Genomic DNA, 23,383 nt, shown 5'->3' on the forward strand with positions numbered 1-23,383 from the left:
TAAATACTTCTTATAACACACGCTTAAATCGCTTTCCACATATTGTCCCTAATTGGGAATCTGAAAATATCCATTTTTAATATAAAGTGCAATTGCATCATGATAACTATTTCCAGTTTCTAATATTGCTTCTGAAAAACCTAGTTCTAGTGCCCATTTTTCTAATGCCAATAAAACAGTCGTAGCAATTCCTTCTCCTCTATAATCTGGATTCACATACATTCGCTTTACTTCTACTGTTGCAGCATCAAAAGGTTTTATTGCACCGCAAGCAACAGCTTCCCCATTTTTATAAACTACTATTACCTCCTTTAGGTTTTCTATTCTGTTATATTGATCATAAAACTCATGTGCATCACCGTCCATTTTAGCCAAATAGACATCTAAATGCTTCACTAAATCAATGAAATCAAGATTAGAAGCGTCGGTTTTAATTAAATGAATCATTTGCTATATAAACTCAGCAATTTTATCTGCATCTATTTGCCCATGGGATTCATTATAAACAGACTTCCCATTTTTAACTATCAATAACTGTGGACTTTCATGTATTACATTAAACTCCTGAGCAAGTGCATTAGATACATCACGATGACTCAAGATGTCCAAATAATAAAGTTTTGCTTTTTCTTCTGAAATAGCATAAGAGTTTTCAAAATTATTAAGTGCAAACCTACTGATACCACATCTTGTGCTATGCTTAAATATAACCACACATATAGATTTTGATTCCTCTTTAATTTCAGCAAACTGATCAGTAGCAATTAAAGGATTCCAATTAAGGGATTTATCATCTTTTTCTTCAGTTCCTCCGAAGATCGATTTAAAAAAATTCATAAATTTATAGTATAAAATTCTTATTCAAAATTTAAAACTCAAAGTAACTAATTAATTTGAGAATATAAGGCTATTTCATTAGTTGACAAAAGATAACAAAACTTACATCCAGTCAAAAAGTCAGCTCATTAACTCTTAAATGCGCCAAAAAGACAGTATTTAAAAAAGGTACGTTAATTGATTAATACCAAACAAAAATAAACTATAGATATAATGAATTTAAATAATTTCACCATAAAATCACAAGAAGCCATACAGCAAGCGCAACAGATTGCGCAAGGCTATGGACACCAGCAAATAGAAAACGAACATATATTCAAAGCGTTATTTGATGTAGACGAAAATGTATTGCCTTTTCTTCTGAAGAAACTAAATGTAAATATTACGCTATTAAAGCAATTATTAGATAGCACCTTAAACAGTTTCTCTAAAGTTGAAGGAGGAGAACTTATGTTGTCTAGAGACGCAGGAAGCACACTCAACGAAGCTAGTATCATTGCTAAAAAAATGAATGATGAATTTGTTTCTGTTGAACACTTAATCTTAGCAATTTTTAAATCTAAGAGTAAAATCGCCCAGATTTTAAAAGATCAAGGAGTAACAGAGAAAGCTTTAAAAACTGCAATTGATGAGTTAAGAAAAGGAGATCGAGTAACTTCTGCCAGTGCCGAAGATACCTATAACTCTCTAAATAAATTTGCTAAAAACCTCAACCAGCTTGCAGACGAAGGAAAGCTAGATCCTGTAATTGGCCGTGACGAAGAGATTCGTAGAGTTTTACAGATTTTATCTCGTAGAACAAAAAATAATCCGATGTTAGTTGGAGAGCCAGGAGTTGGTAAAACTGCGATTGCAGAAGGGTTAGCGCATAGAATTATACAAGGAGACGTTCCTGAAAACCTAAAAGATAAACAGATTTTTTCTTTGGATATGGGAGCTCTTATTGCGGGAGCAAAATATAAAGGAGAATTTGAAGAGCGACTAAAAGCAGTTATTAAAGAAGTTACTACTTCAGATGGAGATATTGTTCTTTTCATTGATGAGATACACACTTTAGTAGGCGCTGGAGGTGGACAAGGGGCTATGGACGCTGCTAACATCTTAAAACCTGCATTAGCAAGAGGAGAGCTTCGTGCTATTGGGGCTACTACTTTAGATGAGTATCAAAAATATTTTGAAAAAGACAAAGCTTTGGAGCGTAGATTCCAAAAGGTAATTGTAGACGAACCTGATACAGAAAGTGCGATTTCCATATTGCGTGGAATAAAAGAAAAGTACGAAACACATCATAAAGTTCGTATTAAAGATGAAGCTATTATTGCTGCTGTAGAGTTATCTCAACGCTATATTACGAATCGTTTTCTTCCAGATAAAGCCATTGATTTAATGGATGAGGCCGCTTCTAAAATCAGAATGGAGATAAACTCCAAACCTGAAGATTTAGACGTTCTCGATCGAAAAATCATGCAATTGGAAATTGAAATTGAGGCTATAAAAAGAGAAAATGATGAAAGTAAGTTAAAATCGCTCAATGCGGAGTTGGCTAACTTAAAAGAAGAGCGAAATGAGATTTATGCGAAATGGAAAGGAGAAAAAGATATTGTAGATGATATTCAAACTACAAAGGAAAGCATAGAACATTTTAAAGCAGAAGCAGAACGTGCAGAACGAGATGGTGACTACGGGAAAGTTGCTGAAATTAGATATGGTAAAATAAAAGAAGCTCAAGAGAAGTTAGAAAAACTAAAAGAGCAACTAGAAGTACAGCAATCTAATGGAAGTACGCTTATTAAAGAAGAGGTTACCAATGAAGATATTGCGGAAGTAGTAGGTAAATGGACAGGTATTCCTGTTACTAAAATGCTACAAAGTGATCGTGAGAAGTTATTACGCCTTGAAAGTGAGCTTCACAAAAGAGTTGTTGGACAAGAAGAAGCTATTGAGTCTGTTTCTGACGCAATTCGAAGAAGTAGTGCTGGATTACAAGACGCCAACCGCCCAATTGGTTCTTTCCTATTCTTAGGAACTACAGGAGTTGGTAAAACTGAGCTTGCAAAAGCTTTAGCAGAATACTTATTTGACGATGAAAGTGCGATGACTCGTATTGATATGAGTGAATACCAAGAGCGTCATTCGGTAAGTAGACTTGTTGGAGCTCCTCCAGGATATGTAGGTTATGATGAAGGCGGACAACTTACAGAAGCGGTAAGACGTAGACCTTATTCTGTTGTGCTCTTAGATGAGATAGAAAAAGCGCATCCAGATACATTTAATATCTTATTACAGGTATTAGATGAAGGTAGATTAACAGACAACAAAGGACGATTGGCTGATTTTAAGAATACTATTATTATAATGACAAGTAATATTGGTAGTCATATTATCCAAGAGAAATTTGAAGCAACCAAAGATGTAGAAAGTGCAACAGAAGCTGCAAAAGTTGAAGTTTTAGGATTACTAAAACAAAGTGTAAGACCAGAATTTATAAATCGTATTGACGATATAGTAATGTTTACACCACTTACTGCAGACAATATTAAATCTATTGTACGCTTACAAATAAAAGGAATTACAAAAATGGTTGCTAAACAAAATATAACGCTAGATGCTACAGAAGAAGCTATTGCTCATTTAGCAAAACTTGGTTACGACCCACAATACGGTGCAAGACCCGTAAAAAGAGTTATCCAAAAAGAGGTTTTAAACAACCTTTCTAAGGAAATCTTGAAAGGGGAAGTCAACGCTGATAGCATTATTCTATTAGATGAATTTGATGGAGAACTAGTTTTTAGAAATCAATCTGATTTAATAGAAAATTAACATTCAAAGCGTGTAAGTTTAAAACATATTAACCGACTGATAAACTGTTAGTTAAAATGATATGTTTTTAAGATTAGGTTAGATAATTCCTCGAGAATTATTTAATTTTAAGTTGGTTGGTTAGTTAAGGCACCCGTGGTATTTATATCACGGGTGTTTTATTTTATAGATGAATTTTATAAGCATGTTACAACAGAAATAACCATACGGTATTCCTAGAAATAAATTCAAGTCTTCAAAAAAAGATACCTTTCAGTATTATTTATTATATTTGATTGATTATACACCTTTTACAATGACATCTAAAGCAGAGAAAACTACAGAGTTTATTATTAAAACAGTTGCTCCAATTTTCAATAAAAAGGGATATACTGCTACTAGTTTAAACGATATCACTAAGGCTACAGGACTTACAAAAGGTGCCATTTATGGTAATTTTGAGAACAAAGAAAAGCTCTCTTTATATGCTTTCGATTTCAACTCAAACACCATCCTCTCAAGGCTAGAATTATATATGAATAAAGGAGAAACTCCTTTAGAGCGTCTTATATTTTTTGTGAAATTTTATAAAAACTATTATGATTTTACAAGTGATTTTGGAGGATGCCCAATTATAAACACAGGTGCCGATGCTAAAAATATGCATCCTGAGCTTTTAGAAAAAGTACAAGAAAGCATTAATAAAATTGAAAGTTTTATAAGTCATGAAATAAATGAAGCAAAAAAGATAGGGGAAATCCGGAATACAATATATGGCGATGTTTATGGTAAAAGATTCTTCAGCTTAATCCAAGGAGCCATATTTATGAGTCAGACTACAAATGACAAATCTTATATAAACGACTGCTTAAATGTTATTTTAGACACCATCAATCAGCGGTTTAAGTAGTTTTTTCTTTTGGAATTTTCAGCAATAAAAATACTCCTATTAAAAATATCAGTCCTAAAATAAGAATTGATGCACGCATACTTCCTGTTATCTGCGCCATAAAACCATAAAGAAACATTCCTATTACAATCCCTATTTTTTCAGCAACATCGTAAAAGCTAAAAAAAGATGCTGTGTCTTTTGTTTCTGGTAAAAATTTAGAATATGTAGAACGAGATAAAGCTTGTATTCCTCCCATCACCAGCCCTACGAAAGCAGCAGTAACATAAAACTGCTCTGGAGTAACTACAAAATAAGCAGTACAACAAAGAGCTACCCAAATAATATTTATAATAATTAAGGTTTTAATATTTCCTATTTTCTCAGAAACACGAGAGGTCAATATCGCTCCTGCTACCGCAACTAACTGGATTAATAGAATACTAATTATTAAACCTGTAGTTCTTTGGCTATCGCTTTCCCAAGCTAATTCCTCTTCTGCAAAATAAGAAGCTACTAACATTACGGTTTGAACCCCCATACTATATACAAAGAATGCTGCTAGGTATTTTTTTAATCTGATATTCTCTCCTAGTTTATTCCATACTTTTTTAAGCTCTTTAAAACCATTAAAAAGTACTATTTTTGTTATTTTCCCTTTATTACCATTCCCTTTAGGTAAATAATAAAATGAATATTGACTAAAAACTGCCCACCATACCCCTACTAATACAAAAGAGATTTTTGTTGGTTCTCCTGGTCCAGAAAACCCAAACCATTCATATTTCATAATCATTACTAAATTAAGTAATAATAGAAATACGCTTCCAATGTAGCCTAAAGAATACCCTTTGGCACTCAATCTATCTTGCTGCTCAGGATAGGCCACATCTGGTAAATATGAATTATAAAAAACTAAACTCCCCCAGAAACCAATCAATCCGAAGAAATAAATAGTTAAACTCAAATAGATATTTTCAAGATTAAACCAATAAAGTCCGATACTAGCTAACGAACCTATATAACAGAACATTTTCAAGAAAAACTTCTTATTTCCTGCATAATCGGCAATTCCAGACAATAATGGTGTCAATACAGAAACTACCAAAAAGGCAAAAGAAGTTACATATGTAATTAAAGGACCTCTTGCAATTTCTCCTCCAAAGATGGTTATCTTTTCTATTCCAGCATCTCTAAATAGCGCCCCATAGAATAAAGGAAATATAGCGGAAGCTATTGTTAAACTATAAACTGAGTTAGCCCAATCATAGAATGCCCATGCATTAAGTAACTTTTTACTTCCTTTTTGTAATGTTGCCATAATAATAATTAAAAAGAGAGAGCCTGAAAAGTTTTCTAAGCTGTTATCAAAACAACATTAGAGATATTCAACTTTTCAGACACTCTCTCCAAATATACTTATTTATAAAACTTCTGAAGTAAAAAATATTTACTTAAATGAAGTTACACCAAACTTTGCAGCTTCTTCTTTTGCTGCTGGTGCTAATGCTTTTAAATTCTGAATTCTACTTTCGTTAGAAGGGTGTGTACTCATTATTTCTGAAGGCGCTTCTCCTCCACTTTGAGCACTCATACGTTCCCAAAGCTTAGAAGCCTCATCTGGATTATAACCAGCAATTGCCATTAAACGTAACCCAATAGCATCAGCTTCCGTTTCATGACTTCTACTAAAAGGCAACATAACTCCTACTTGAGAACCAATACCATATGCTTGATTAAAAATGTCTAAAGTTTGAGCACTACTTCCGCTCATTCCTAATGCAACATTTCCTGCTAACGCTCCATATTGCTGTAATGTAGAAGCACTCATACGTTGTGCTCCGTGATTTGCTAATGCGTGTGCAACTTCATGCCCCATTACTACAGCTATTCCTGTATCGGTTTGTGTGATAGGCAATATCCCTGTATAAAAAACTATTTTTCCTCCAGGCATACACCAAGCATTTACAGTTTCGTCATCTACTAAGTTATATTCCCAACGGTAATCTTTTAAATACCCCTCATAACCATTTGCATTGAACCAACGTTCTGCTGCTTTAGCAATTCGCTGCCCTACTCTATTTATACTTTCTGCATCAGCGGTACCTTTTACAACTTTATTGGTTTGTAAGAAGTTATCGTATTCAGCAAAAGCAGTTGGAAAAATCTGATCATTAGACTTAAAGTTTAAAGTGCTCTTTCCTGTAAACGGATTCGTTGAACAACCAATTACTAACAAGATAAAAACCCCTATAGATATATACTTTTTCATTATCTTTTATTTATTATACTTACAAAATGATATTTATTTACAATACGAAAATAATAAAATATTAGAATCCTTTTATATGAAGTTGAGTAAATTCTTTCTGAATTGTCATGTTACCATCTCCATTAATCATTACTTCTTCCATAAGAATTTCTACATTATCAATTTCTACTGCATGTATTTTAAACGGCAAACCAATTAAATTTATTTTAAAACAATCATAAGGAGTTTCATATTTTCCTTCTTTAAATTGCTGTATAATTAACTGATTCTCTTTTCCTGTTAACTTAAAAGTTCTTAAGCTATAACGTCCCTTTTTATAATCATACCCATCACCAGCATCTTCAAAAACATTAGATTCTTCTTTTCCTAATTTATAATAAACATCTAATGTTAACTCTTCGATTTCTTTCTCCCCTACATATTGTTGAACAGGATATTTAGGGATAATGGCTCCTTCTTTTATAAAAATTGGAATTTTATCAATATCTGCCTCTACCCAACATTCTTTTCCTCCTTTAGAAACCTCTCCTCCCCAATAATTATACCAATTTCCTCTAGGAATATACATTCTTCGTCCTTTTGAGTTGGGTTCTAAAATAGGACATACTAATATCTGATTTCCGAAAATAAATTCATCATTACGGTAATGTGTATGCGGATCCTCTTGATCAAAATAAACAAGCGATTTCAACATTGGAATTCCATTTTCCGTATAGTCATAAAACATAGTATACAAATACGGGAGTAATTGATAACGTAACTCTATAAATTTCCTTGTAATATTTGTCACCTCATCATCGAAAGACCAAGGTTCTTGATTTCCATGATCTCCACTAGAATGGACTCTACAAAAAGGATGAAAAACCCCTAACTGAATCCATCGAGCAAATAATTCTCCTGAAGGTTGCTCTGCAAAACCTCCTATATCACTGCCTGTAAAAGACATCCCACTCATCGCCATACGCAACACCTGCACATTTGCAATCCACAGATGTTCCCATGTAGCAACGTTATCTCCAGTCCACGAAGAAGTGTAACGCTGTGTTCCAGAATACGCCGCTCTTGTTATTACAAACGGTCGCTTTGGGAAAGAATACTTTTTAAGTCCTTCATATGTAGCACGCGCCATTTGCATACCGTAAATATTATGTGCTTTTCTATGACTACAAAAATTACCTTCATAATTATGGCGAACGTCATCTGGAAAAGTTTTCCCAGGAACCTCCATTACTGCAGGTTCGTTCATATCATTCCAAACCCCTTTTACTCCAATATCTGCAATCAATTCTTTATACAATCCAGACCACCATTCTCTAACTTTAGGATTTGTAAAGTCAGGAAAATTACATTCTCCAGGCCATACTTTACCTTTCATATAAGGGCCATCTGCACGTTTACAGAAATAATCATTTTCTACAGCCTCTTTATAAACCCAATAATCTTTGTCGATTTTTATACCAGGATCTATAATTACTATTGTTTTAAATCCATCTTCAGCAAGTTCGGCAACCATTCTTTTAGGATCTGGAAAGTAATCTTTATTCCATGTAAAACATCTAAAGCCATCCATATAATCGATATCCAAATAGATAGCATCACATGGAATCTGCAATTCTCTAAATTTATTAGTGACTTCTTTTACTTTACTCTCTGGATAATAGCTCCATTTACATTGATGAAAACCTAAAGTCCATAATGGAGGTAATTCTGGCTTACCAGTTAAATCTGTATAGCCTACAACAACTTCCGCTACGGAAGGTCCATAGATAAAATAATAATTCATCTCTCCTCCATCTGCCCAAAAGCTTGTTATATTTCTTCTTTCGTTGCAAAAGTCAAAATGAGTTTTAAAGGTATTATCGAAAAAAATACCGTAGGCAGTATCGTGATGCATTCCTATATAAAAAGGAACACTTTTGTATAAAGGATCTTGGTCTTTACTATACGCAAACTGATCGGTTACCCAATTCTCAATACGTTTTCCTCGGAGATTTAATTGAGAAGGCTTATCTCCCATTCCATAAAAACTTTCCGACTCTTGGGAAAACTTGCTCATTTTTACAATATTCCCTCCATAATGATAACTTTCTTCCCAATGGAAACCTAATTCATCTTCATTTAAAATATTACCATCAAGGTCTAAAATTGCTAAACGAAGGTCTTTTTTAGATACACGAACTTCCAGTTTAGAAGTATGCATGGTAAAATGATCCTCTTTCTCTTCAATTCCAAGATAATTATATCCATAAGTAGCATCATCACAGATAGCATAAGAAAAGTCTGTTTCAAAATCTTGTTCTGCAGCATACCTAAAACGCAATACACTATCTCTTAGAAAAGAAATCTGCAGCGCCACATTATTTTTAGTATAGAATGTTATTTTATCTACCTCTTTTTTATGAGATGTAATCTGAGAAGGAAATAGGTTTCCTTTATACTCTAGTTCAGTATTAGTAATCATAAAATTGTTTTTTAAAGTCCCTTTGAAAAAAAGAAAACATCAAGACTGAATACTATATTTATTTAATTTTAAAAACCACAACTGATAATGGTGGTAATGTAATTTCTACTGAATAATCTCTTCCATTATAGGCAAATTCTTCTATTTGAAGCGTTTTACTATTTTCAATTCCACTACCATGATATTTAGTATTATCGCTATTAAAAAGCTCCTTTAAATTACCTTTACTCGGTAATCCAATTCTATAATTCTCTCTAACTATAGGTGTAAAATTACAGACTACAATTAGATCGTTCTCCACATAATGCCCTTTACGAATATAAGAGAGAACAGAATTATTAGCATCGTCAAAATTAATCCACTGAAAGCCTTCACTACTAAATTGCTTCTCATAAAGTGCAGGCTCTTCCTTGTAAAGCTTATTTAAATCAGCAATAAAAGATTTCACTCCTTTATGTCCCTCATACTGCAATAAATGCCAATCTAAGCTTCTTTGAAAATTCCATTCATCAGATTGCCCAAACTCGCTTCCCATAAACATAAGATTTGTTCCTGGATGTGTATACATATACCCAAAAAGCAATCTTAAATTTGCAAAGCGTTGCCATTCATCTCCAGGCATCCTACCAAAAATAGAGCTCTTTCCATGTACCACTTCATCATGACTTAATGGTAGCATAAAATTTTCTGAGAAAGCATATGTCATACTAAAGGTAAGATCATTCTGATGATACTTTCTATGAACGGGACCTTTTTTAAAGTATTCTAGTGTATCATGCATCCATCCCATCATCCATTTCATTCCAAATCCTAAACCACCTAAATAAACAGGCTTAGAAACCATAGAAAAAGAAGTCGATTCTTCTGCAATAGTTTGTACTCCTTCAAAATTAGCGTAGACAGCTTTATTCATTTCCTTCAGAAAAGAAATAGCTTCTAAATTTTCTCTTCCCCCGTAAATATTTGGATCCCACTCCCCATCTTCACGAGAATAATCGAGGTAAATCATCGAAGCTACAGCATCCACTCTTAATCCGTCGATATGAAACTTATCAAGCCAAAAAATAGCATTACTAATTAAAAAAGCACGCACTTCATTTCTTCCATAATTAAAAATAAGGCTCTTCCAATCTGGATGATATCCTTTTTTTCTATCGGGATGCTCATAAAGGTGAGAACCATCAAAGAATCCTAATCCATGGGCATCATCAGGGAAATGAGAAGGCACCCAATCTAAAATAACTCCTATTCCTGCTTCATGCAGTTTTTCCACTAAAACCATAAACTCTTCAGGCTTTCCGAAGCGAGAAGTAGGTGCGTAATAGCCTGTTATTTGATACCCCCAAGAAGGATCGTAAGGAAACTCCATTACAGGCATGAACTCCACATGTGTAAAGTTCATTTCTTTAACATAAGAAACAAGCTCTTCTGCAAGCTCTAAATAGTTTAAAGATCTACCAGCCTCTTCAATTTTACGTTTCCAAGAACCGATATGGACTTCATAAACAGAAAAAGGGTTATCTAGATTATTAATATTTTTTCTGTTCTCCATCCAATCGATATCCTTCCACTTATGCGAAGTATCCCAAACTACAGATGCTGTATTTGGCGATTGCTCACTATAAAAGGCAAATGGATCTGCCTTTTCAGTTTCTATATCTTGATTGTTAGAAACTATTTTATATTTATAAATGGTACCTTTTGTTATTCCAGGAATAAAACCTTCCCAAATTCCAGACTCATCCCACCTTACATGAAGAGGATGCTCTCCCTTTTGCCAATAATTAAAATCTCCAACCACAGAAACAGCTTTAGCAGTTGGTGCCCAAACGGCAAAATAGCAGCCTTTAACGCCATCTTTTTCTATAATATGAGCTCCCAACTTTTCATAAAGTCGGTAATGGGTTCCTGATTTAAATAAATCGATGTCAAATTCCGTAAATAAACTATGTGGTATCACTTTCATCATACTACAAAATAGCTATTTAAAATGGTGTTTCTATCATTGCAAAGCTTATTTTTCATCTTTTGGTTTTATTTTTTCTGCTTCTTAAATGTATAAAAAAAGGAATTAAAATTAATACATTGCAGCTTAAATCGATTTTTAAAATGTCAACTAAGAAAGAAAACTATCAGCAGACCATAAAAATTCCAAGACTAATTACCTATTCTGCAAAAACGTTACAGTTTATTTCTCCGAAGATAGCTAGTAAATATGTATCAAAACTATTTGCAACTCCAATAAAACATCCTACTCCTAAGAGAGAGCAAAAAATGAAAACTGAGGCCATTAAAGAGCCGATGTTTGTTCCATCTATAAACAGGGAGATTGTAATTTATAAGTATGGAGTAAGTTCTAAAAAGATTTTACTTGTTCATGGATGGAGCGGCCGCGGGACACAGCTTTCTAAAATTGCAGATAGACTATTAGAAGAAGGCTACAGTACGATAAGTTTTGATGGCCCTGCACATGGTCTCTCTGGTGGAAAAACTACAAATATGCTAGAGTTTATTGATGCTGTAATGGAAATCGATAAGAATTTTGGCCCTTTTGAAGCTGCCGTAGGTCATTCTTTTGGAAGCATGACACTTTTAAACACTGTAAAAAATGGACTCCAATTAAATGCTATGGTGCTAATTGGTAGCGGAGATAAAATAGATGATATTATTTACGACTTTACCTCTAAATTAGGACTGAAAGAGAAAATTGGAGATATCATCAAAACAGATTTAGATAAGCTCGCTATGGAAGATGTAAATAATTATTCAGCGAGTATTGTTGCTGAAAAAGTTGATATTCCCGTGCTATTGATGCATGATAAAAATGATTTAGACTCCCCTCTTTCCTCATCTGAAAATATCCACCAGATTTTAAAAAATTCACAACTGTATGTTAGCGAAGGACTTGGGCACCGTAAGATCCTTGGAGACCAAAAAGTAATACAGAAGCTTGTGGAGTTTATAAAAGAACATTCATAAAAAAATAGTATTTTTAAACCATTAAAAATAATGGCATAGCATTTGCAATTGATTAACAAAACAAATCATTATGAAAAAAATAATCACACTTTTATTTGTATCAGCACTTATACTTACTTCTTGTAGTGGAGAAGATGGCCGAGATGGATTGGACGGAATGGACGGTGTTAACATCGTTGGAGAAACATTTGAATATAATAATGTAAGCTTCTCTGAAACTAGCAATGTATTCGAAGCTACATTTGACCCGCCTTTAGTTGAAGGAGATGTAATGCTCGCATATAGATTAGAATCGGTTTTTAATGGTCAAGATGTATGGGAGCCGTTACCAACAGTATTCTTTAATCCTGATACTGGAGACGACTTAAGACACCGATTTAACTTTACCCTAAGTGATATCAATATTATTGCTGAAACTTCAAATTTTTCAGCTTTTGGGGAAGATTTATTAAGCAATCAGACTTTTAGAGTTGTTATAGTACCTTCAGATTTGATTAACGAGGTTGATACTTCTAATATCAATGAAGTTATGGAAGCTGCTAATATCAGCACTATACAGAAAATGAATTAAAAAAATAAATAATATATTCTTAAAGCTCGAAGATATCTTCGGGCTTTTTTTATACAATAGTTATTCCTTACGCTCTTTCTGAATTATAACATTCATAAAGGCATATAATTCGTGCATTTCTTTCTTACTTGAATTTTTCCCTACGCTTCCTATAAAATACAATGCTATCCATATTAAAACTAATAGCATCATAATACTCAATTGCATACTATAAGTTTTATCTAAAGACCAATTTGTATAAGCCCAAACAGCAATTCCTATAAATAATGCCGCAACCATAAAGTGAAAGAACATAAATAAACTCCAAACGGTAGGATTGGGTCCAAAGAGTCCGTACAACAAACTAGAATTTTCATCTATAGCATTAATCTCTAAATGCAATTGTGGAGACCAAAAATGTTGCTTTGCCTTAGGATATTTTATAAATACATGATCATCGATACGAGTAATTATAAAATCTTGCTGTGTTACTTTACTATTTTCAAAGGTCTTTAAAACAGTTTCACTCCTTATAGATAATTCCTTTTTAAACCTCGGTCTTAAAACAATCGTGTTAGTTGTAGACATTTATATATTAATTTTTTAGCCTATAAATTATAATATCTCTAAAAGTAACTTATATAAAGTATAAATTTGAAAGGAATTTAAAACTAATTCGACTAAAACTACGTAAGTAACCTTAAAATACACATTATTTATATGAAAAATATATTTCTCCCTTTTATCCTTATTTTACTGTTTAGCTGTAATACTAAAGCTCAAGATAATAAACACGAAGCTAATACTAAAGAAGGCTCTAAATTTCCTATTTCTAAGACTGATGCTGAGTGGAAAGAAATACTCACTCCAAACGAGTATGCTGTTTTACGAAAAGCTGCAACAGAGCGTCCTTTTACGAGTGAACTTCTTGAAAACAAGCAAACAGGAACATACGTATGCGCTGCCTGCGCTACTCCACTATTTAGAAGTGAAGATAAATTTAAATCTGGTACTGGATGGCCTAGTTTCGATAGAGCTATAAAAGGAAATGTAGCCTATGGGGTTGATAATAAGATTGGTGTTCCCAGAGACGAAGAACATTGTGCAAAATGCGGTGGACATTTAGGCCATGTATTTGATGATGGGCCGAGAGAAACAACTGGAAAAAGACACTGTATAAATGGAGTCGCTTTAAATTTTGTTCCAGACGAAAAATAAAATTTACAGTATATAATTACTATGTAATTAACAGTTACTTTTCTATTTAAAACACAGAAAAGTAACTGCTTTTTCTATATAGCAAAACGCTTGATTATATACTTAAAAAGTTTTGAGAAAAGTAATCCCAAAATCATTCCAATAGATATACCTGTTATTACATCTAATGGATAATGTACTCCTATATAAATTCTACTATAAGCCACTGTAATTCCCCATATTACCAAAACCATTGGCAACCATTTATAATTTTTATTCAAAAGAATAGAAAAGAAAGTAACTACTGCAAACGAATTAGATGCGTGTGCAGAAAAGTACCCAAACTGTCCGCCACAATATGATTTTACTAACCTCATTAAAGGAACAATATTCTCCTCATGGCAAGGTCTTAGTCGTTCAAAACCATATTTAAAGGCATTAGCTAATTGATCTGTAACACCTATCATTAAAGCAACTAATACTAAAACTACAATTGTTTTTTTCCATTTTAATGTACGAAGACATAAAATGAGGAGAAAAACATATAAAGGGATAGAAGACCATTTATCTGTCATAAACATCCAAAAGGCATCATACGGCTCACTTCCTAGTCCGTTTAAGTATAAAAAAAGCTGCTGATCTTTATCTATTAACGTCTCCATATTCTAAGCATCTCCGTATCTACTCACCTCACGATCGTAGAACTGATTTGCAGCTTCAATAAGACTCTCCGCTTCTGTCGTAAGTTCTTTTTCATCTTCAGCAGAAAAATCTTCTAACCATTCTACTTCGTCATTCTCAAGGTTAATTATAAACTGCGGATATTCTGTATGAATTATAAAAATAGCATCTGGATAGTCTGTGTTATCTCCTAATATAAATTTTGGTAATTCCATTTTTTAAGTAATTATTTCTTGTTATTTCTGAATATTTTAGTACTTCTATTATATAATATACTTCTACCCTTCAAAGGAACTTATTCCTGAGAAGCAATGAGTTTTTTTGTTAGATAATTAAATCTAAAGTACAAAAATATCGCGGCAATGGTGAGACCTGATAATAAACCAATCCAAATCCCCATATTCCCTAATGACGTTTTTAGTCCTAAATAATAAGAAATCGGGAAACCTATAACCCAATACGCTATAAAAGTTATTATCGTAGGGATCTTAACATCTTGCAAACCTCTTAATGCTCCTAAAAATGTTACTTGAAGTCCGTCAGAAATTTGAAAAAAAGCTGCTATCAATAGTAATTGTGCTGCTACCGTAATTACTTCCGTATTGTCTGCGATGTTTACCAAATCGTTTTGATCCAAATAAATAGTAGGAAGCCAATGTCTAAATACAATAAAGAAAAGAGCAAATACAACTTCTATTAAGAACGTTAGAAAAAATACAGATATTGCTATTCTACGGAGTTCTTTATAGTTATTTAATCCTTTTTGGTTTCCAACTCTAACCATTGCAGCCACACTTAGACCTACTCCAACCATGTACGTCATACTAGAAAGGTTTAAAGCGATCTGATTTGCTGCTTGTGGATTTTTACCTAATACACCACTTAGCCATACTGCAGATGTAAAAATAGCAACTTCAAAAAACATTTGTAAAGCGGAAGGAAGTCCTAAGTTCACAATTTTCTTCATCATAGATTTCTCTATAACCTTCCACTTAAAGTTAGTTATATATTGACTAATTCTAGAATTATTTTTGAAAAGCCACCATAAGAAAATCACCATCATAAATCGTGAAACTAGCGTTCCAATAGCTGCTCCAATGATTCCGAGTTCTGGAAATCCAAACTTTCCAAAAATGAATAAATAATTCAATACTATATTTACCACATTAGCAACAATGGTTGCATACATTGGGTATTTTGTAGCGGACAAGCCATCCGAAAATTGCTTTAGTGCTTGAAACATAATAAGAGGAACTAAAGAAAATGCTACTAAATCTAAATATGGTAATGCAATTTCTACCACTTCACGTGGCTGATCCATAAGATACATTAGTGGCTTTGCAAAAAGTAAGACTACAAAAAGTGCTAAACCAATAATTGTACTTAGAAAGAGTCCGTGTTTTAAAGAAGATCTCCCCATCTCTATATTTCCAGCTCCATCGGCTTCTGCTACCAAAGGAGTTATCGCTGTAGAAAAACCAATCCCTAAAGACATCGCTATGAATATAAAACTATTCCCTAAGGAAACTGCCGCTAATTGTGCTGTTCCCAATTGCCCTACCATTATATTATCTGCAAAAGCAACAAATGTATGCCCTAACATTCCTAATATAACTGGGAATGATAATTTTAAATTATATGCAAATTCTTTAGTGTATTGTTCTAAAATCATGAAGCGTTTTTGAAAGCGCAAAGATACATTTTACGGTTATGTTGTCCTAATGAAAGATTGGTTTTAGCTTTCTTGTTTAATTACAATAATAAAAACTCACAAAAACCTGAATTCCAAAAGAATAAATACAAGCATAAAAGCTTTTAAAAATGTATCTAAAATTCAAAGTTGAATTATAAAAAACGTTCGGAACCATATTACAACATTAGTCATAAACAAAGAGAAAGCATGTTTTATATTTCTGAAGTTTATGCCTTTTTAGCTTCTTCCCAAAAGACATCCATTTCCGCTAATGTCATATCTGAAAGTGGTTTCCCAAGGTCTTTAGATTTAGCTTCTAAATATTGAAAGCGCTTGATAAATTTTTTATTAGTGCGCTCTAAAGCATCTTCAGGATTAATCTTTAAAAATCTAGCATAATTAATCATTGAAAACAGAACATCTCCAAATTCGGCTTCCATTTTATCATGATCTTGCTTATCTACTTCTACTTGTAACTCTCCAAGCTCTTCCTGTAATTTTTCAAAAACTTGTTGTGGCTCTTCCCAATCAAAACCTACTCCTGCTACTTTATCTTGTATTCTACTTGCCTTTACTAATGCTGGTAAACTTTTAGGAACTCCTTCAAGCACACTTTTCTTTCCCTCTTTCAGCTTTAATTTCTCCCAATTTTGCTTTACCTCTTCTTCATTTTCTACTTTAACATCACCATAAATATGTGGATGACGGTGAATTAATTTTTCAGAAATTCCATTGGCTACATCTGCAATATCAAAATCACTTGTTTCACTTCCAATTTTGGAATAAAAAACAATATGCAATAATAAATCTCCAAGCTCCTTTTTTACTTCCTCAAGATTATTATCTAAAATAGCATCACCAAGCTCATATGTCTCTTCAATAGTTAAATGCCTTAAGGTTTGTAACGTTTGCTTTTTATCCCACGGGCATTTTTCTCGCAACTCATCCATTATTGTTAAGAGTCGGTCTATTGCTTTTAATTGATCTTGTCTGGTATTCATAAATTATCTATTGACTAAGTGCTACTTTCTTGTAATTTTTATACTGTAAATAACGCCTTTTTGCTTCAGAAAAAACAGGAAACTCTTCTCCTTTTTTCTTGTTTAGAATTGCAATTTGGTAAGTTACTCTCCATAAGAATAACATTTCTTTCCAAGCGTCAAAAAGTTTATAGTTAGGATCATATATATGTGTAGGCTCTGCTCCCACTCCATTTACTTCTAGAATTTTAAAATTTTCACCCTTTTTTAAGTCTTCTATAGATTTTGCCCGAATATCAAATCTTCCATAATAAAAGCCTTCCATTTTTGAGCATAACTGATCAAAAGTTTTTAGGAGTGAAGTATCTAAAATAGCATTTCCATTGATGAATTTTGTTCCTCGATTGTGATTTCCTATCACTTCAAGGGTAAAATGCTCACCATTATCCAATACTTCATTCCATTTATCTAAAAACTTAACTTTTAGTCTTTCATATTGAAGAAAAGCTCTTGGATTTGCCATAATAAGTTCAGAAAATGTACTTCTTCCATCTCCTGTAATCGACAAAAATTCTTTTAATGTTATAGAAGGAATATTACCGTGAGCTTCATTAGGATATCGATAATAAAAAATACCGACTTCAACCGAATAATCTATATATTCTTGAACAAGATAAGATGCTTCTTTAAAGTTAACATTCCTCAATTCATTTTCATTCATACAACGCTGAACGAGTACTCCTCGAAAACCAATATTAGGTTTTACAATTATAGGGTATGATAAATGATTTGCAGCAATTAACTGTCTTATTTTATCTAGACTAGTTCCTTTTGCTATGTAACAAGCCTTTGGACGATGTTCTTCGGGTACTAATCCTAAAGTTTTATATTTTCTATCACTTAAAATGAACCCTTCTTTAATGGCTGGATTTACCTTTAAGAAAAAAAATAAGCTCTTAGCTTTAATTGAAAGATAGAAATGTTGAAAAAAAACAGGAATATATAAAATCCACATAGGCCAATACTCCCATGAATTCAACTTTATATACCATTGCTTTATTTTCATCGCCTACTTATAAACGGAAGTTTTGTGTCTTTTACAACTAATACTGTAATACAGCAAATCATCACTACACATGCTAAGATAAACAAAGTTCCTCCATCATTATTATAATTAATTCCTATAATAGCAATATGAGAAAAAATTGCACCTACCATTAAACCAATACCTAACAAAGCTCCAATATGGGATGTTTTTCTAAATATTAATAGCAATGCAGTTATCAATTCAAAACAACCTAAAGCGATCCTTCCAAACGGTTCAACACCTAATTCTGTGAAGAGTTTTATACTGTCAGGATGTGCTGAAAATTTAAAATATAAACTTTGAATTAATAAAATAGCGGCTATAATAGCAGCAACACGTTCGATATAATACTTCTTATTTTTCATAAAGCTTACGCTTGAATTAAGTTACTTCCTAAGAAAATCTCACAAAGCTAATTGTAGAAAATAATACAAACAAGATACCTTTTTATAAGGGAAATCCACTAAATACGAACACATTATTTACATAATTATTTATTTACCAAACTATTACCAAGACTTTTAACAGCATCAATTCTACTGAAATAATCTATTGATAATCCTTCAGCGTTCTTAAATAGTTGAGTTGTGCTTACGGTTTCTACTTGTGGTTTTTTTAATAAAAAAAGTTCGTTATCATGAAGGTTTAAAATAGTATTTGATGTAACATTTTGTTCAGCAATAAAACTTTCGAACATATTTAATTTAAGATCATGCATTTTTTGATCATAAAGACTTGAAGAAGACCAAAGATGCGGTATCGATTTACTTAAAAATTGAATGTGATTTTTAGTTCCGTCCCAAACTAACACTTGCAAAAAATCATCAATGAGAATTAAGGTGAATGGCTCTATGTTAGCTAACGAAACTGATTCTATAAATTCTAAGAACGAAGCATCCTTAAAAGACTCTAAAACAAAGTGCCCCCTACTTTTTGCATAAGGAGTTTTCCTTTCATGCTTAATAAAGCCTCCATTTAACAGGCAAGCAACTTTTGTAGTACCATTTGTAGCAATCCATGTACCTCCCTTTTCTTCATCTATAGGCGCTTTTAACACTACATTTTTAGCGACCTTTATAGTTTGTGGAGGCAATGTCTTTCTATTTGGATCTTCATCTCGATTAGAAGTAAGGTAAAAACCCTCTTTGGTAGGAATATAGCTTACTGTGCACATATATTTTTATTTCTAATGGTAGAAACCGCAACCCCAACAGATTTATCCAAAGTAATAAGAGGGTCTAACGCTTTTATACCTATTTTAATAATTGCAAGATGATGTATTGTATGTTCGATATTATAAATGAGCTCTCTTTTAACAGAAGTTGCCACATCTATTTTATTTAAAGAATCTAAAGTGCAATAACTCGTCTGTAGTACCAAGTCGACATTCAGGCTGAGTTTATTTACTTCTAATAAAATCTCATCTATTATTTTAATACAATATTCTGGTGATACTTCAAGTTCCGAATCACGCTCACGATTATCGTAATTAACAATTCCACTTTCAATGCCAATTAGTAGACATTGATAAAACTCTATAATATGACGAGCATGCATTCCTATTGAAGAATCGCTCAATAATGCTATAGGTTTTACAAATTGCTCTGAAGAAAGTTTTAGAATACTATTTTTAAGATGTAATAAATTTATTTTAACAGTGTCATGAATCATCGGACAGTTATATTTTAACATAAGTGTTTCTAAAATTAGAATCCTTACATAATAAATTTACTAAAAAAGGGAGTTTGCAAATTTGCAAACTCCCTTTTTTATCAACATACTTATAAAACGTACTATTCTGAAGCTTTATCTGCAGTAACTTCCGCTGCTTTCTCTTCTTCAGTTGTTTCTGCTTCGAAGTTGTTTAATCCTTTATCATGAAGTAAGTTATACCATTGTATTACTTTTTTAATATCACTAGGATATACTTTATCTTCATCATAGTCAGGAAGTACTTCAAAAAAGTACTCTTCCAATTTTATTTTAGAATCTTTGTGACTAATGCTTGTTTTCTCTCCATTTTCTTTCTCCTTGATCTTATTGAGAACATCACGAAGAGGAACTTCTTCCGTTAATGTATAGATGGCTATTTCTGAAAGTAAGCTAACGTTATTTCTTAAACCTACACTTATCTTCTTTCCATCCAACAATGATTCAGCAACAAAACCTGATCTAGTTTGTGCCTTTAATTCATAAAGTCCTGGTTTCCCTGAAATGGCTAATATCTTATCTAAGCCCATAAATTATAATTTTTTGAGATCGCAAATATCAATGCTTTGGTTATATTATCAAAACGTTTAACGTGCTTTTTTAGCATCTGGAAAACGCATTTTGTAATCTATTCTTATTTTTCCTTTTGAAATATTAGTAAGCTTTCCTTTTAGAAGTCTTTTTTTAAGAGAAGACAGCTTATCTGTAAATAAAATTCCTTCAATATGATCGTATTCATGTTGAATTACTCGTGCAGCCAATCCATTATACTCCTCGACATGCTTATTAAAATCTGCATCGTAGTACTCAATTTTAATATTTGCTTTTCTAGAAATATCTTCACGGATATCTGGAATACTTAAACACCCTTCATTAAAAGCCCACTCCTCTCCAGTTTCTTCAACGATGGTAGGATTTATAAACGCCTTTTTGAGAGACCTAAGTGATTCTTTTTCTTCTTCTGAAAGATCATCATCATCAGCAAAAGCAGAAGCATCTATTACAAACAAACGTATTGGTAATCCTACCTGTGGTGCAGCTAAACCAACTCCATAAGCATTATACATGGTCTCGAACATACTATCAATAAGTTCGGCCAATTTAGGGTATTCTTGTGGAATGTCTTTAGCTACCTTTCTTAGAACAGGATCACCATATGCTACAATTGGTAATATCATAATAACTATTAAAATTAAGATTGCAAAAATACAAAGTAATTCTAATAATGCTATGGAAAGTCGTAAAAGATGCCGATTTAATTACTAATTATATCGAAAGTTATTTAACGATTACCTTTTTTGTGGTTTGAAAACTAGAAGCTGAAACATTTAAAAAATAAACTCCTGTATCCATATCAGAGATACTAAAAGTAAATGTAGTACGTTCTGTTTCTAGCGTTTTTACCATTGTACCTGTAATATCGTAAAACGTTAATCGTTTTACTCCATTTCCAGCCATGTTAATATTTAACATATCTTTCTTATTAACTGGATTCGGGTAAACTTTTAATGAATCGTCTTGAACAGATTTTTCATCGTTGTAAAATGCTAACATACTTTCCAAAGACCATTGTGAGTCGTTTGGATTAGTGAGAGGGTTCGTGGTTAATGACTTTGTGTGGGGCACAATCATTTCAACTTTATTCGCCATAAGAGGAAAAACAAGTTGCATAAAAAAGCATAAGATTAGGGTAATTCTCATTTCATTCACTTTAATTTTTTGATTTAAAAAAGCCTGTTTAGGCGTATAATAATCTAATTATCAAACACAAAGTTAATAAAAAATGAGTACGAATTTAAATTCTACCTAAAATAAATATCAATTATATGCAAATAGTTTATTTACTATAAAGGTAAGATTGTAAAATTACTGTAGCGCTTACCTCATCCAGTAACTCTTTATTACGGCGTTGTTTTTTCTTCACACCACCATCTATCATACTTTGAAAAGCAATTTTAGAAGTAAAACGCTCATCAACGCGTTCTATGGGAAGATTAGGAAAACTTGCTCTTATTTTCTCTATATAAGTAACAATTACTTGCTCTACATCAGAAAATTCATTGTTTAAACGTTTAGGTTGCCCAACAACTATTAACTCAACATTTTCTTTTTCTGTATATTCTTTCAAAAATGATAATAACTCTGGAGTCTTAACTGTTGTTAAACCGGAAGCAATAATCTGAAGCTCATCTGTGACTGCTATTCCCGTTCGCTTTTCACCAAAATCTATTGCTAAAATTCTACCCATTATAGATGTTTTGTACAAAAATAACCTTTTAAATAGAGTTAATACTTAAATAGTAGTTATTAATACGATCAAAATCACAATGTGGTTTTTAAAACAAAATGTTATAAAATGTTATAGTTGTAAAATAGTAAGGGAAATAGAAGGAACAGTTTTATATTTGCAACAAAATTTTAGTTTACATGAACGAGATACGTACAATCATAGAAAATGCCTGGGAAAACAGGGACTTATTAAAAGACGAAAATACAGTAAAAACTATTCGAGAAGTTGTTTCTTTATTAGACGAAGGAAAACTTCGTGTTGCAGAACCTACAGAAGATGGGTGGCAAGTAAACGAATGGGTGAAAAAAGCTGTTGTTTTATATTTCCCAATTCAAAAAATGGAGACTTTAGAAGTTGGACCTTTAGAGTTTCATGATAAAATTCCATTAAAGAGAAACTATGCAGAAAAAGGGATTCGTGTAGTTCCAGCTGCTGTTGCAAGACATGGAGCTTATATTTCTGCTGGTACGATATTAATGCCTAGTTATGTAAATATTGGTGCTTATGTAGATGAAGGTACTATGGTAGATACATGGGCAACAGTAGGAAGTTGTGCACAAATTGGTAAAAACGTTCACTTAAGTGGCGGTGTTGGTATCGGCGGGGTTTTAGAACCGTTACAAGCTGCGCCTGTTATCATTGAAGACAATGCTTTTATTGGTTCTAGATGTATTGTTGTTGAAGGAATCCGTGTAGAGAAAGAAGCTGTTTTAGGAGCTAATGTTGTATTAACCGGTTCTACAAAAATTATTGATGTTACTGGAGATGAACCTGTAGAAATCAAAGGATATGTTCCTGCTAGATCGGTTGTTATCCCTGGAAGTTATACTAAAAAATTTCCAGCTGGAGAGTTTAATGTTCCTTGTGCATTAATTATCGGTAAACGTAAAGAAAGTACAAATAAGAAAACATCATTAAACGATGCACTACGTGAATACGATGTTGCTGTTTAATTAGT

At 32.6% G+C, this 23,383-nt stretch carries 25 protein-coding genes; 6 read left to right on the forward strand and 19 right to left on the reverse strand.

What is annotated here, in order from left to right; translation table 11 throughout:
• Positions 1-48: 48 nt before the first annotated feature.
• On the reverse strand, positions 49-447 hold the full coding sequence (locus JM658_RS06870) for a GNAT family N-acetyltransferase (RefSeq protein WP_236958513.1): 399 nt from the start codon (positions 445-447) through the stop codon (positions 49-51).
• Between the two features lie 3 nt (positions 448-450).
• A complete protein-coding gene (gene ytxJ / locus JM658_RS06875) occupies positions 451-837 on the reverse strand; it encodes a bacillithiol system redox-active protein YtxJ (RefSeq protein ID WP_236958514.1) in 387 nt (128 codons plus the stop codon).
• A gap of 213 nt (positions 838-1,050) precedes the next feature.
• On the opposite strand from ytxJ, the gene clpB reads away from it, so the two are divergent.
• A complete protein-coding gene (gene clpB / locus JM658_RS06880; protein WP_236958515.1) occupies positions 1,051-3,657 on the forward strand; it encodes an ATP-dependent chaperone ClpB in 2,607 nt (868 codons plus the stop codon).
• Positions 3,658-3,952: 295 nt separating this feature from the next.
• Entirely contained in the window at positions 3,953-4,546 is a 594-nt protein-coding gene (locus JM658_RS06885) for a TetR/AcrR family transcriptional regulator (protein WP_236958516.1), read from the forward strand.
• Here JM658_RS06885 and JM658_RS06890 read toward each other — a convergent pair.
• The 4 genes from JM658_RS06890 to glgB form a co-directional block, all read right to left on the reverse strand.
• Entirely contained in the window at positions 4,539-5,846 is a 1,308-nt protein-coding gene (locus JM658_RS06890) for an MFS transporter (RefSeq protein ID WP_236958517.1), read from the reverse strand. The two genes, JM658_RS06885 and JM658_RS06890, sit on opposite strands and share 8 nt — an antisense overlap.
• A 129-nt stretch (positions 5,847-5,975) precedes the next feature.
• Positions 5,976-6,797 carry a M48 family metallopeptidase gene (locus JM658_RS06895; protein ID WP_236958518.1) on the reverse strand — a complete coding sequence of 274 codons (822 nt, stop codon included), beginning with the start codon at positions 6,795-6,797 and terminating at the stop codon, positions 5,976-5,978.
• A gap of 61 nt (positions 6,798-6,858) precedes the next feature.
• Entirely contained in the window at positions 6,859-9,258 is a 2,400-nt protein-coding gene (locus JM658_RS06900) for a glycoside hydrolase family 31 protein (RefSeq protein WP_236958519.1), read from the reverse strand.
• A gap of 58 nt (positions 9,259-9,316) precedes the next feature.
• Positions 9,317-11,227: a 1,4-alpha-glucan branching protein GlgB gene (gene glgB / locus JM658_RS06905; protein WP_236958520.1), complete on the reverse strand. Its 1,911-nt coding sequence runs from the start codon at positions 11,225-11,227 to the stop codon at positions 9,317-9,319.
• A gap of 140 nt (positions 11,228-11,367) precedes the next feature.
• Here glgB and JM658_RS06910 point away from each other — a divergent pair, with 140 nt between their 5' ends.
• Together JM658_RS06910 and JM658_RS06915 are read left to right on the forward strand one after the other, a co-directional pair.
• Positions 11,368-12,237 (forward strand): alpha/beta fold hydrolase, encoded by an 870-nt coding sequence (locus JM658_RS06910; RefSeq protein WP_236958521.1) that lies wholly within the window; start codon positions 11,368-11,370, stop codon positions 12,235-12,237.
• Positions 12,238-12,307: 70 nt separating this feature from the next.
• Positions 12,308-12,808, forward strand: coding sequence for a hypothetical protein (locus JM658_RS06915; RefSeq protein ID WP_236958522.1), 501 nt, complete (start codon positions 12,308-12,310; stop codon positions 12,806-12,808).
• Between the two features lie 60 nt (positions 12,809-12,868).
• Here the strand turns inward: JM658_RS06915 and JM658_RS06920 are convergent, their stop codons facing one another.
• Positions 12,869-13,375 carry a GTP-binding protein gene (locus JM658_RS06920; RefSeq protein ID WP_236958523.1) on the reverse strand — a complete coding sequence of 169 codons (507 nt, stop codon included), beginning with the start codon at positions 13,373-13,375 and terminating at the stop codon, positions 12,869-12,871.
• Positions 13,376-13,507: 132 nt separating this feature from the next.
• Here JM658_RS06920 and msrB point away from each other — a divergent pair, with 132 nt between their 5' ends.
• Complete coding sequence (gene msrB, locus JM658_RS06925; RefSeq protein WP_236958524.1) at positions 13,508-14,005, forward strand: peptide-methionine (R)-S-oxide reductase MsrB; 498 nt, start codon at positions 13,508-13,510, stop codon at positions 14,003-14,005.
• Between the two features lie 74 nt (positions 14,006-14,079).
• Here the strand turns inward: msrB and JM658_RS06930 are convergent, their stop codons facing one another.
• From JM658_RS06930 to ruvX, 12 genes are all read right to left on the reverse strand, one after another.
• Positions 14,080-14,646 (reverse strand): phosphatase PAP2 family protein, encoded by a 567-nt coding sequence (locus JM658_RS06930; RefSeq protein WP_236958525.1) that lies wholly within the window; start codon positions 14,644-14,646, stop codon positions 14,080-14,082.
• A gap of 3 nt (positions 14,647-14,649) precedes the next feature.
• Positions 14,650-14,880 carry a hypothetical protein gene (locus tag JM658_RS06935; RefSeq protein ID WP_236958526.1) on the reverse strand — a complete coding sequence of 77 codons (231 nt, stop codon included), beginning with the start codon at positions 14,878-14,880 and terminating at the stop codon, positions 14,650-14,652.
• 80 nt (positions 14,881-14,960) lie between these two features.
• A complete protein-coding gene (locus JM658_RS06940; protein WP_236958527.1) occupies positions 14,961-16,337 on the reverse strand; it encodes an MATE family efflux transporter in 1,377 nt (458 codons plus the stop codon).
• Between the two features lie 248 nt (positions 16,338-16,585).
• Positions 16,586-17,359, reverse strand: a complete 774-nt coding sequence (gene mazG, locus JM658_RS06945; protein WP_236958528.1) for a nucleoside triphosphate pyrophosphohydrolase — start codon at positions 17,357-17,359, stop codon at positions 16,586-16,588.
• 7 nt (positions 17,360-17,366) lie between these two features.
• Positions 17,367-18,404, reverse strand: a complete 1,038-nt coding sequence (locus JM658_RS06950) for an ATP-grasp domain-containing protein (protein ID WP_236958529.1) — start codon at positions 18,402-18,404, stop codon at positions 17,367-17,369.
• Complete coding sequence (locus JM658_RS06955; protein WP_236958530.1) at positions 18,401-18,790, reverse strand: DoxX family protein; 390 nt, start codon at positions 18,788-18,790, stop codon at positions 18,401-18,403. Before JM658_RS06955 ends, JM658_RS06950 begins: the two co-directional genes overlap by 4 nt.
• Before the next feature lie 125 nt (positions 18,791-18,915).
• Complete coding sequence (locus JM658_RS06960; RefSeq protein WP_236958531.1) at positions 18,916-19,599, reverse strand: NRDE family protein; 684 nt, start codon at positions 19,597-19,599, stop codon at positions 18,916-18,918.
• Positions 19,587-20,096, reverse strand: coding sequence for a DinB family protein (locus JM658_RS06965; protein ID WP_236958532.1), 510 nt, complete (start codon positions 20,094-20,096; stop codon positions 19,587-19,589). The genes JM658_RS06960 and JM658_RS06965 overlap by 13 nt, the downstream gene beginning before the upstream one ends.
• A 122-nt stretch (positions 20,097-20,218) precedes the next feature.
• Positions 20,219-20,665, reverse strand: a complete 447-nt coding sequence (locus JM658_RS06970; RefSeq protein WP_236958533.1) for a DUF5606 family protein — start codon at positions 20,663-20,665, stop codon at positions 20,219-20,221.
• A 57-nt stretch (positions 20,666-20,722) separates the two neighbouring features.
• Complete coding sequence (def, locus tag JM658_RS06975) at positions 20,723-21,313, reverse strand: peptide deformylase (RefSeq protein ID WP_236958534.1); 591 nt, start codon at positions 21,311-21,313, stop codon at positions 20,723-20,725.
• A 100-nt stretch (positions 21,314-21,413) separates the two neighbouring features.
• Positions 21,414-21,836: a T9SS type A sorting domain-containing protein gene (locus JM658_RS06980; protein WP_236958535.1), complete on the reverse strand. Its 423-nt coding sequence runs from the start codon at positions 21,834-21,836 to the stop codon at positions 21,414-21,416.
• 136 nt (positions 21,837-21,972) lie between these two features.
• Complete coding sequence (gene ruvX, locus JM658_RS06985; protein ID WP_236958536.1) at positions 21,973-22,383, reverse strand: Holliday junction resolvase RuvX; 411 nt, start codon at positions 22,381-22,383, stop codon at positions 21,973-21,975.
• Positions 22,384-22,562: 179 nt separating this feature from the next.
• On the opposite strand from ruvX, the gene JM658_RS06990 reads away from it, so the two are divergent.
• On the forward strand, positions 22,563-23,378 hold the full coding sequence (locus JM658_RS06990) for a 2,3,4,5-tetrahydropyridine-2,6-dicarboxylate N-succinyltransferase (protein ID WP_236958537.1): 816 nt from the start codon (positions 22,563-22,565) through the stop codon (positions 23,376-23,378).
• The last annotated feature ends 5 nt before the right edge of the window (positions 23,379-23,383 follow it).

Origin of the sequence: Joostella atrarenae (genome assembly GCF_021764745.1) — a bacterium.
Lineage (GTDB): Bacteria > Bacteroidota > Bacteroidia > Flavobacteriales > Flavobacteriaceae > Galbibacter > Galbibacter atrarenae.

Bases quoted from the DNA above. Each gene is read 5' to 3' on its own strand.
- JM658_RS06955 (WP_236958530.1), bottom strand. From the start codon at position 18,790: ATGAAAAATAAGAAGTATTATATCGAACGTGTTGCTGCTATTATAGCC.
- JM658_RS06965 (WP_236958532.1), bottom strand. From the start codon at position 20,096: ATGATTCATGACACTGTTAAAATAAATTTATTACATCTTAAAAATAGT.
- JM658_RS06990 (WP_236958537.1), top strand. From the start codon at position 22,563: ATGAACGAGATACGTACAATCATAGAAAATGCCTGGGAAAACAGGGAC.
- JM658_RS06960 (WP_236958531.1), bottom strand. From the start codon at position 19,599: ATGTGCACAGTAAGCTATATTCCTACCAAAGAGGGTTTTTACCTTACT.
- JM658_RS06900 (WP_236958519.1), bottom strand. From the start codon at position 9,258: ATGATTACTAATACTGAACTAGAGTATAAAGGAAACCTATTTCCTTCT.
- glgB (WP_236958520.1), bottom strand. From the start codon at position 11,227: ATGATGAAAGTGATACCACATAGTTTATTTACGGAATTTGACATCGAT.
- JM658_RS06910 (WP_236958521.1), top strand. From the start codon at position 11,368: ATGTCAACTAAGAAAGAAAACTATCAGCAGACCATAAAAATTCCAAGA.
- JM658_RS06930 (WP_236958525.1), bottom strand. From the start codon at position 14,646: ATGGAGACGTTAATAGATAAAGATCAGCAGCTTTTTTTATACTTAAAC.
- JM658_RS06980 (WP_236958535.1), bottom strand. From the start codon at position 21,836: ATGAGAATTACCCTAATCTTATGCTTTTTTATGCAACTTGTTTTTCCT.
- ytxJ (WP_236958514.1), bottom strand. From the start codon at position 837: ATGAATTTTTTTAAATCGATCTTCGGAGGAACTGAAGAAAAAGATGAT.
- JM658_RS06915 (WP_236958522.1), top strand. From the start codon at position 12,308: ATGAAAAAAATAATCACACTTTTATTTGTATCAGCACTTATACTTACT.
- JM658_RS06935 (WP_236958526.1), bottom strand. From the start codon at position 14,880: ATGGAATTACCAAAATTTATATTAGGAGATAACACAGACTATCCAGAT.
- JM658_RS06885 (WP_236958516.1), top strand. From the start codon at position 3,953: ATGACATCTAAAGCAGAGAAAACTACAGAGTTTATTATTAAAACAGTT.
- JM658_RS06890 (WP_236958517.1), bottom strand. From the start codon at position 5,846: ATGGCAACATTACAAAAAGGAAGTAAAAAGTTACTTAATGCATGGGCA.
- JM658_RS06870 (WP_236958513.1), bottom strand. From the start codon at position 447: ATGATTCATTTAATTAAAACCGACGCTTCTAATCTTGATTTCATTGAT.
- JM658_RS06920 (WP_236958523.1), bottom strand. From the start codon at position 13,375: ATGTCTACAACTAACACGATTGTTTTAAGACCGAGGTTTAAAAAGGAA.
- JM658_RS06950 (WP_236958529.1), bottom strand. From the start codon at position 18,404: ATGAAAATAAAGCAATGGTATATAAAGTTGAATTCATGGGAGTATTGG.
- def (WP_236958534.1), bottom strand. From the start codon at position 21,313: ATGATATTACCAATTGTAGCATATGGTGATCCTGTTCTAAGAAAGGTA.
- clpB (WP_236958515.1), top strand. From the start codon at position 1,051: ATGAATTTAAATAATTTCACCATAAAATCACAAGAAGCCATACAGCAA.
- ruvX (WP_236958536.1), bottom strand. From the start codon at position 22,383: ATGGGTAGAATTTTAGCAATAGATTTTGGTGAAAAGCGAACGGGAATA.
- JM658_RS06895 (WP_236958518.1), bottom strand. From the start codon at position 6,797: ATGAAAAAGTATATATCTATAGGGGTTTTTATCTTGTTAGTAATTGGT.
- JM658_RS06940 (WP_236958527.1), bottom strand. From the start codon at position 16,337: ATGATTTTAGAACAATACACTAAAGAATTTGCATATAATTTAAAATTA.
- mazG (WP_236958528.1), bottom strand. From the start codon at position 17,359: ATGAATACCAGACAAGATCAATTAAAAGCAATAGACCGACTCTTAACA.
- JM658_RS06970 (WP_236958533.1), bottom strand. From the start codon at position 20,665: ATGGGCTTAGATAAGATATTAGCCATTTCAGGGAAACCAGGACTTTAT.
- msrB (WP_236958524.1), top strand. From the start codon at position 13,508: ATGAAAAATATATTTCTCCCTTTTATCCTTATTTTACTGTTTAGCTGT.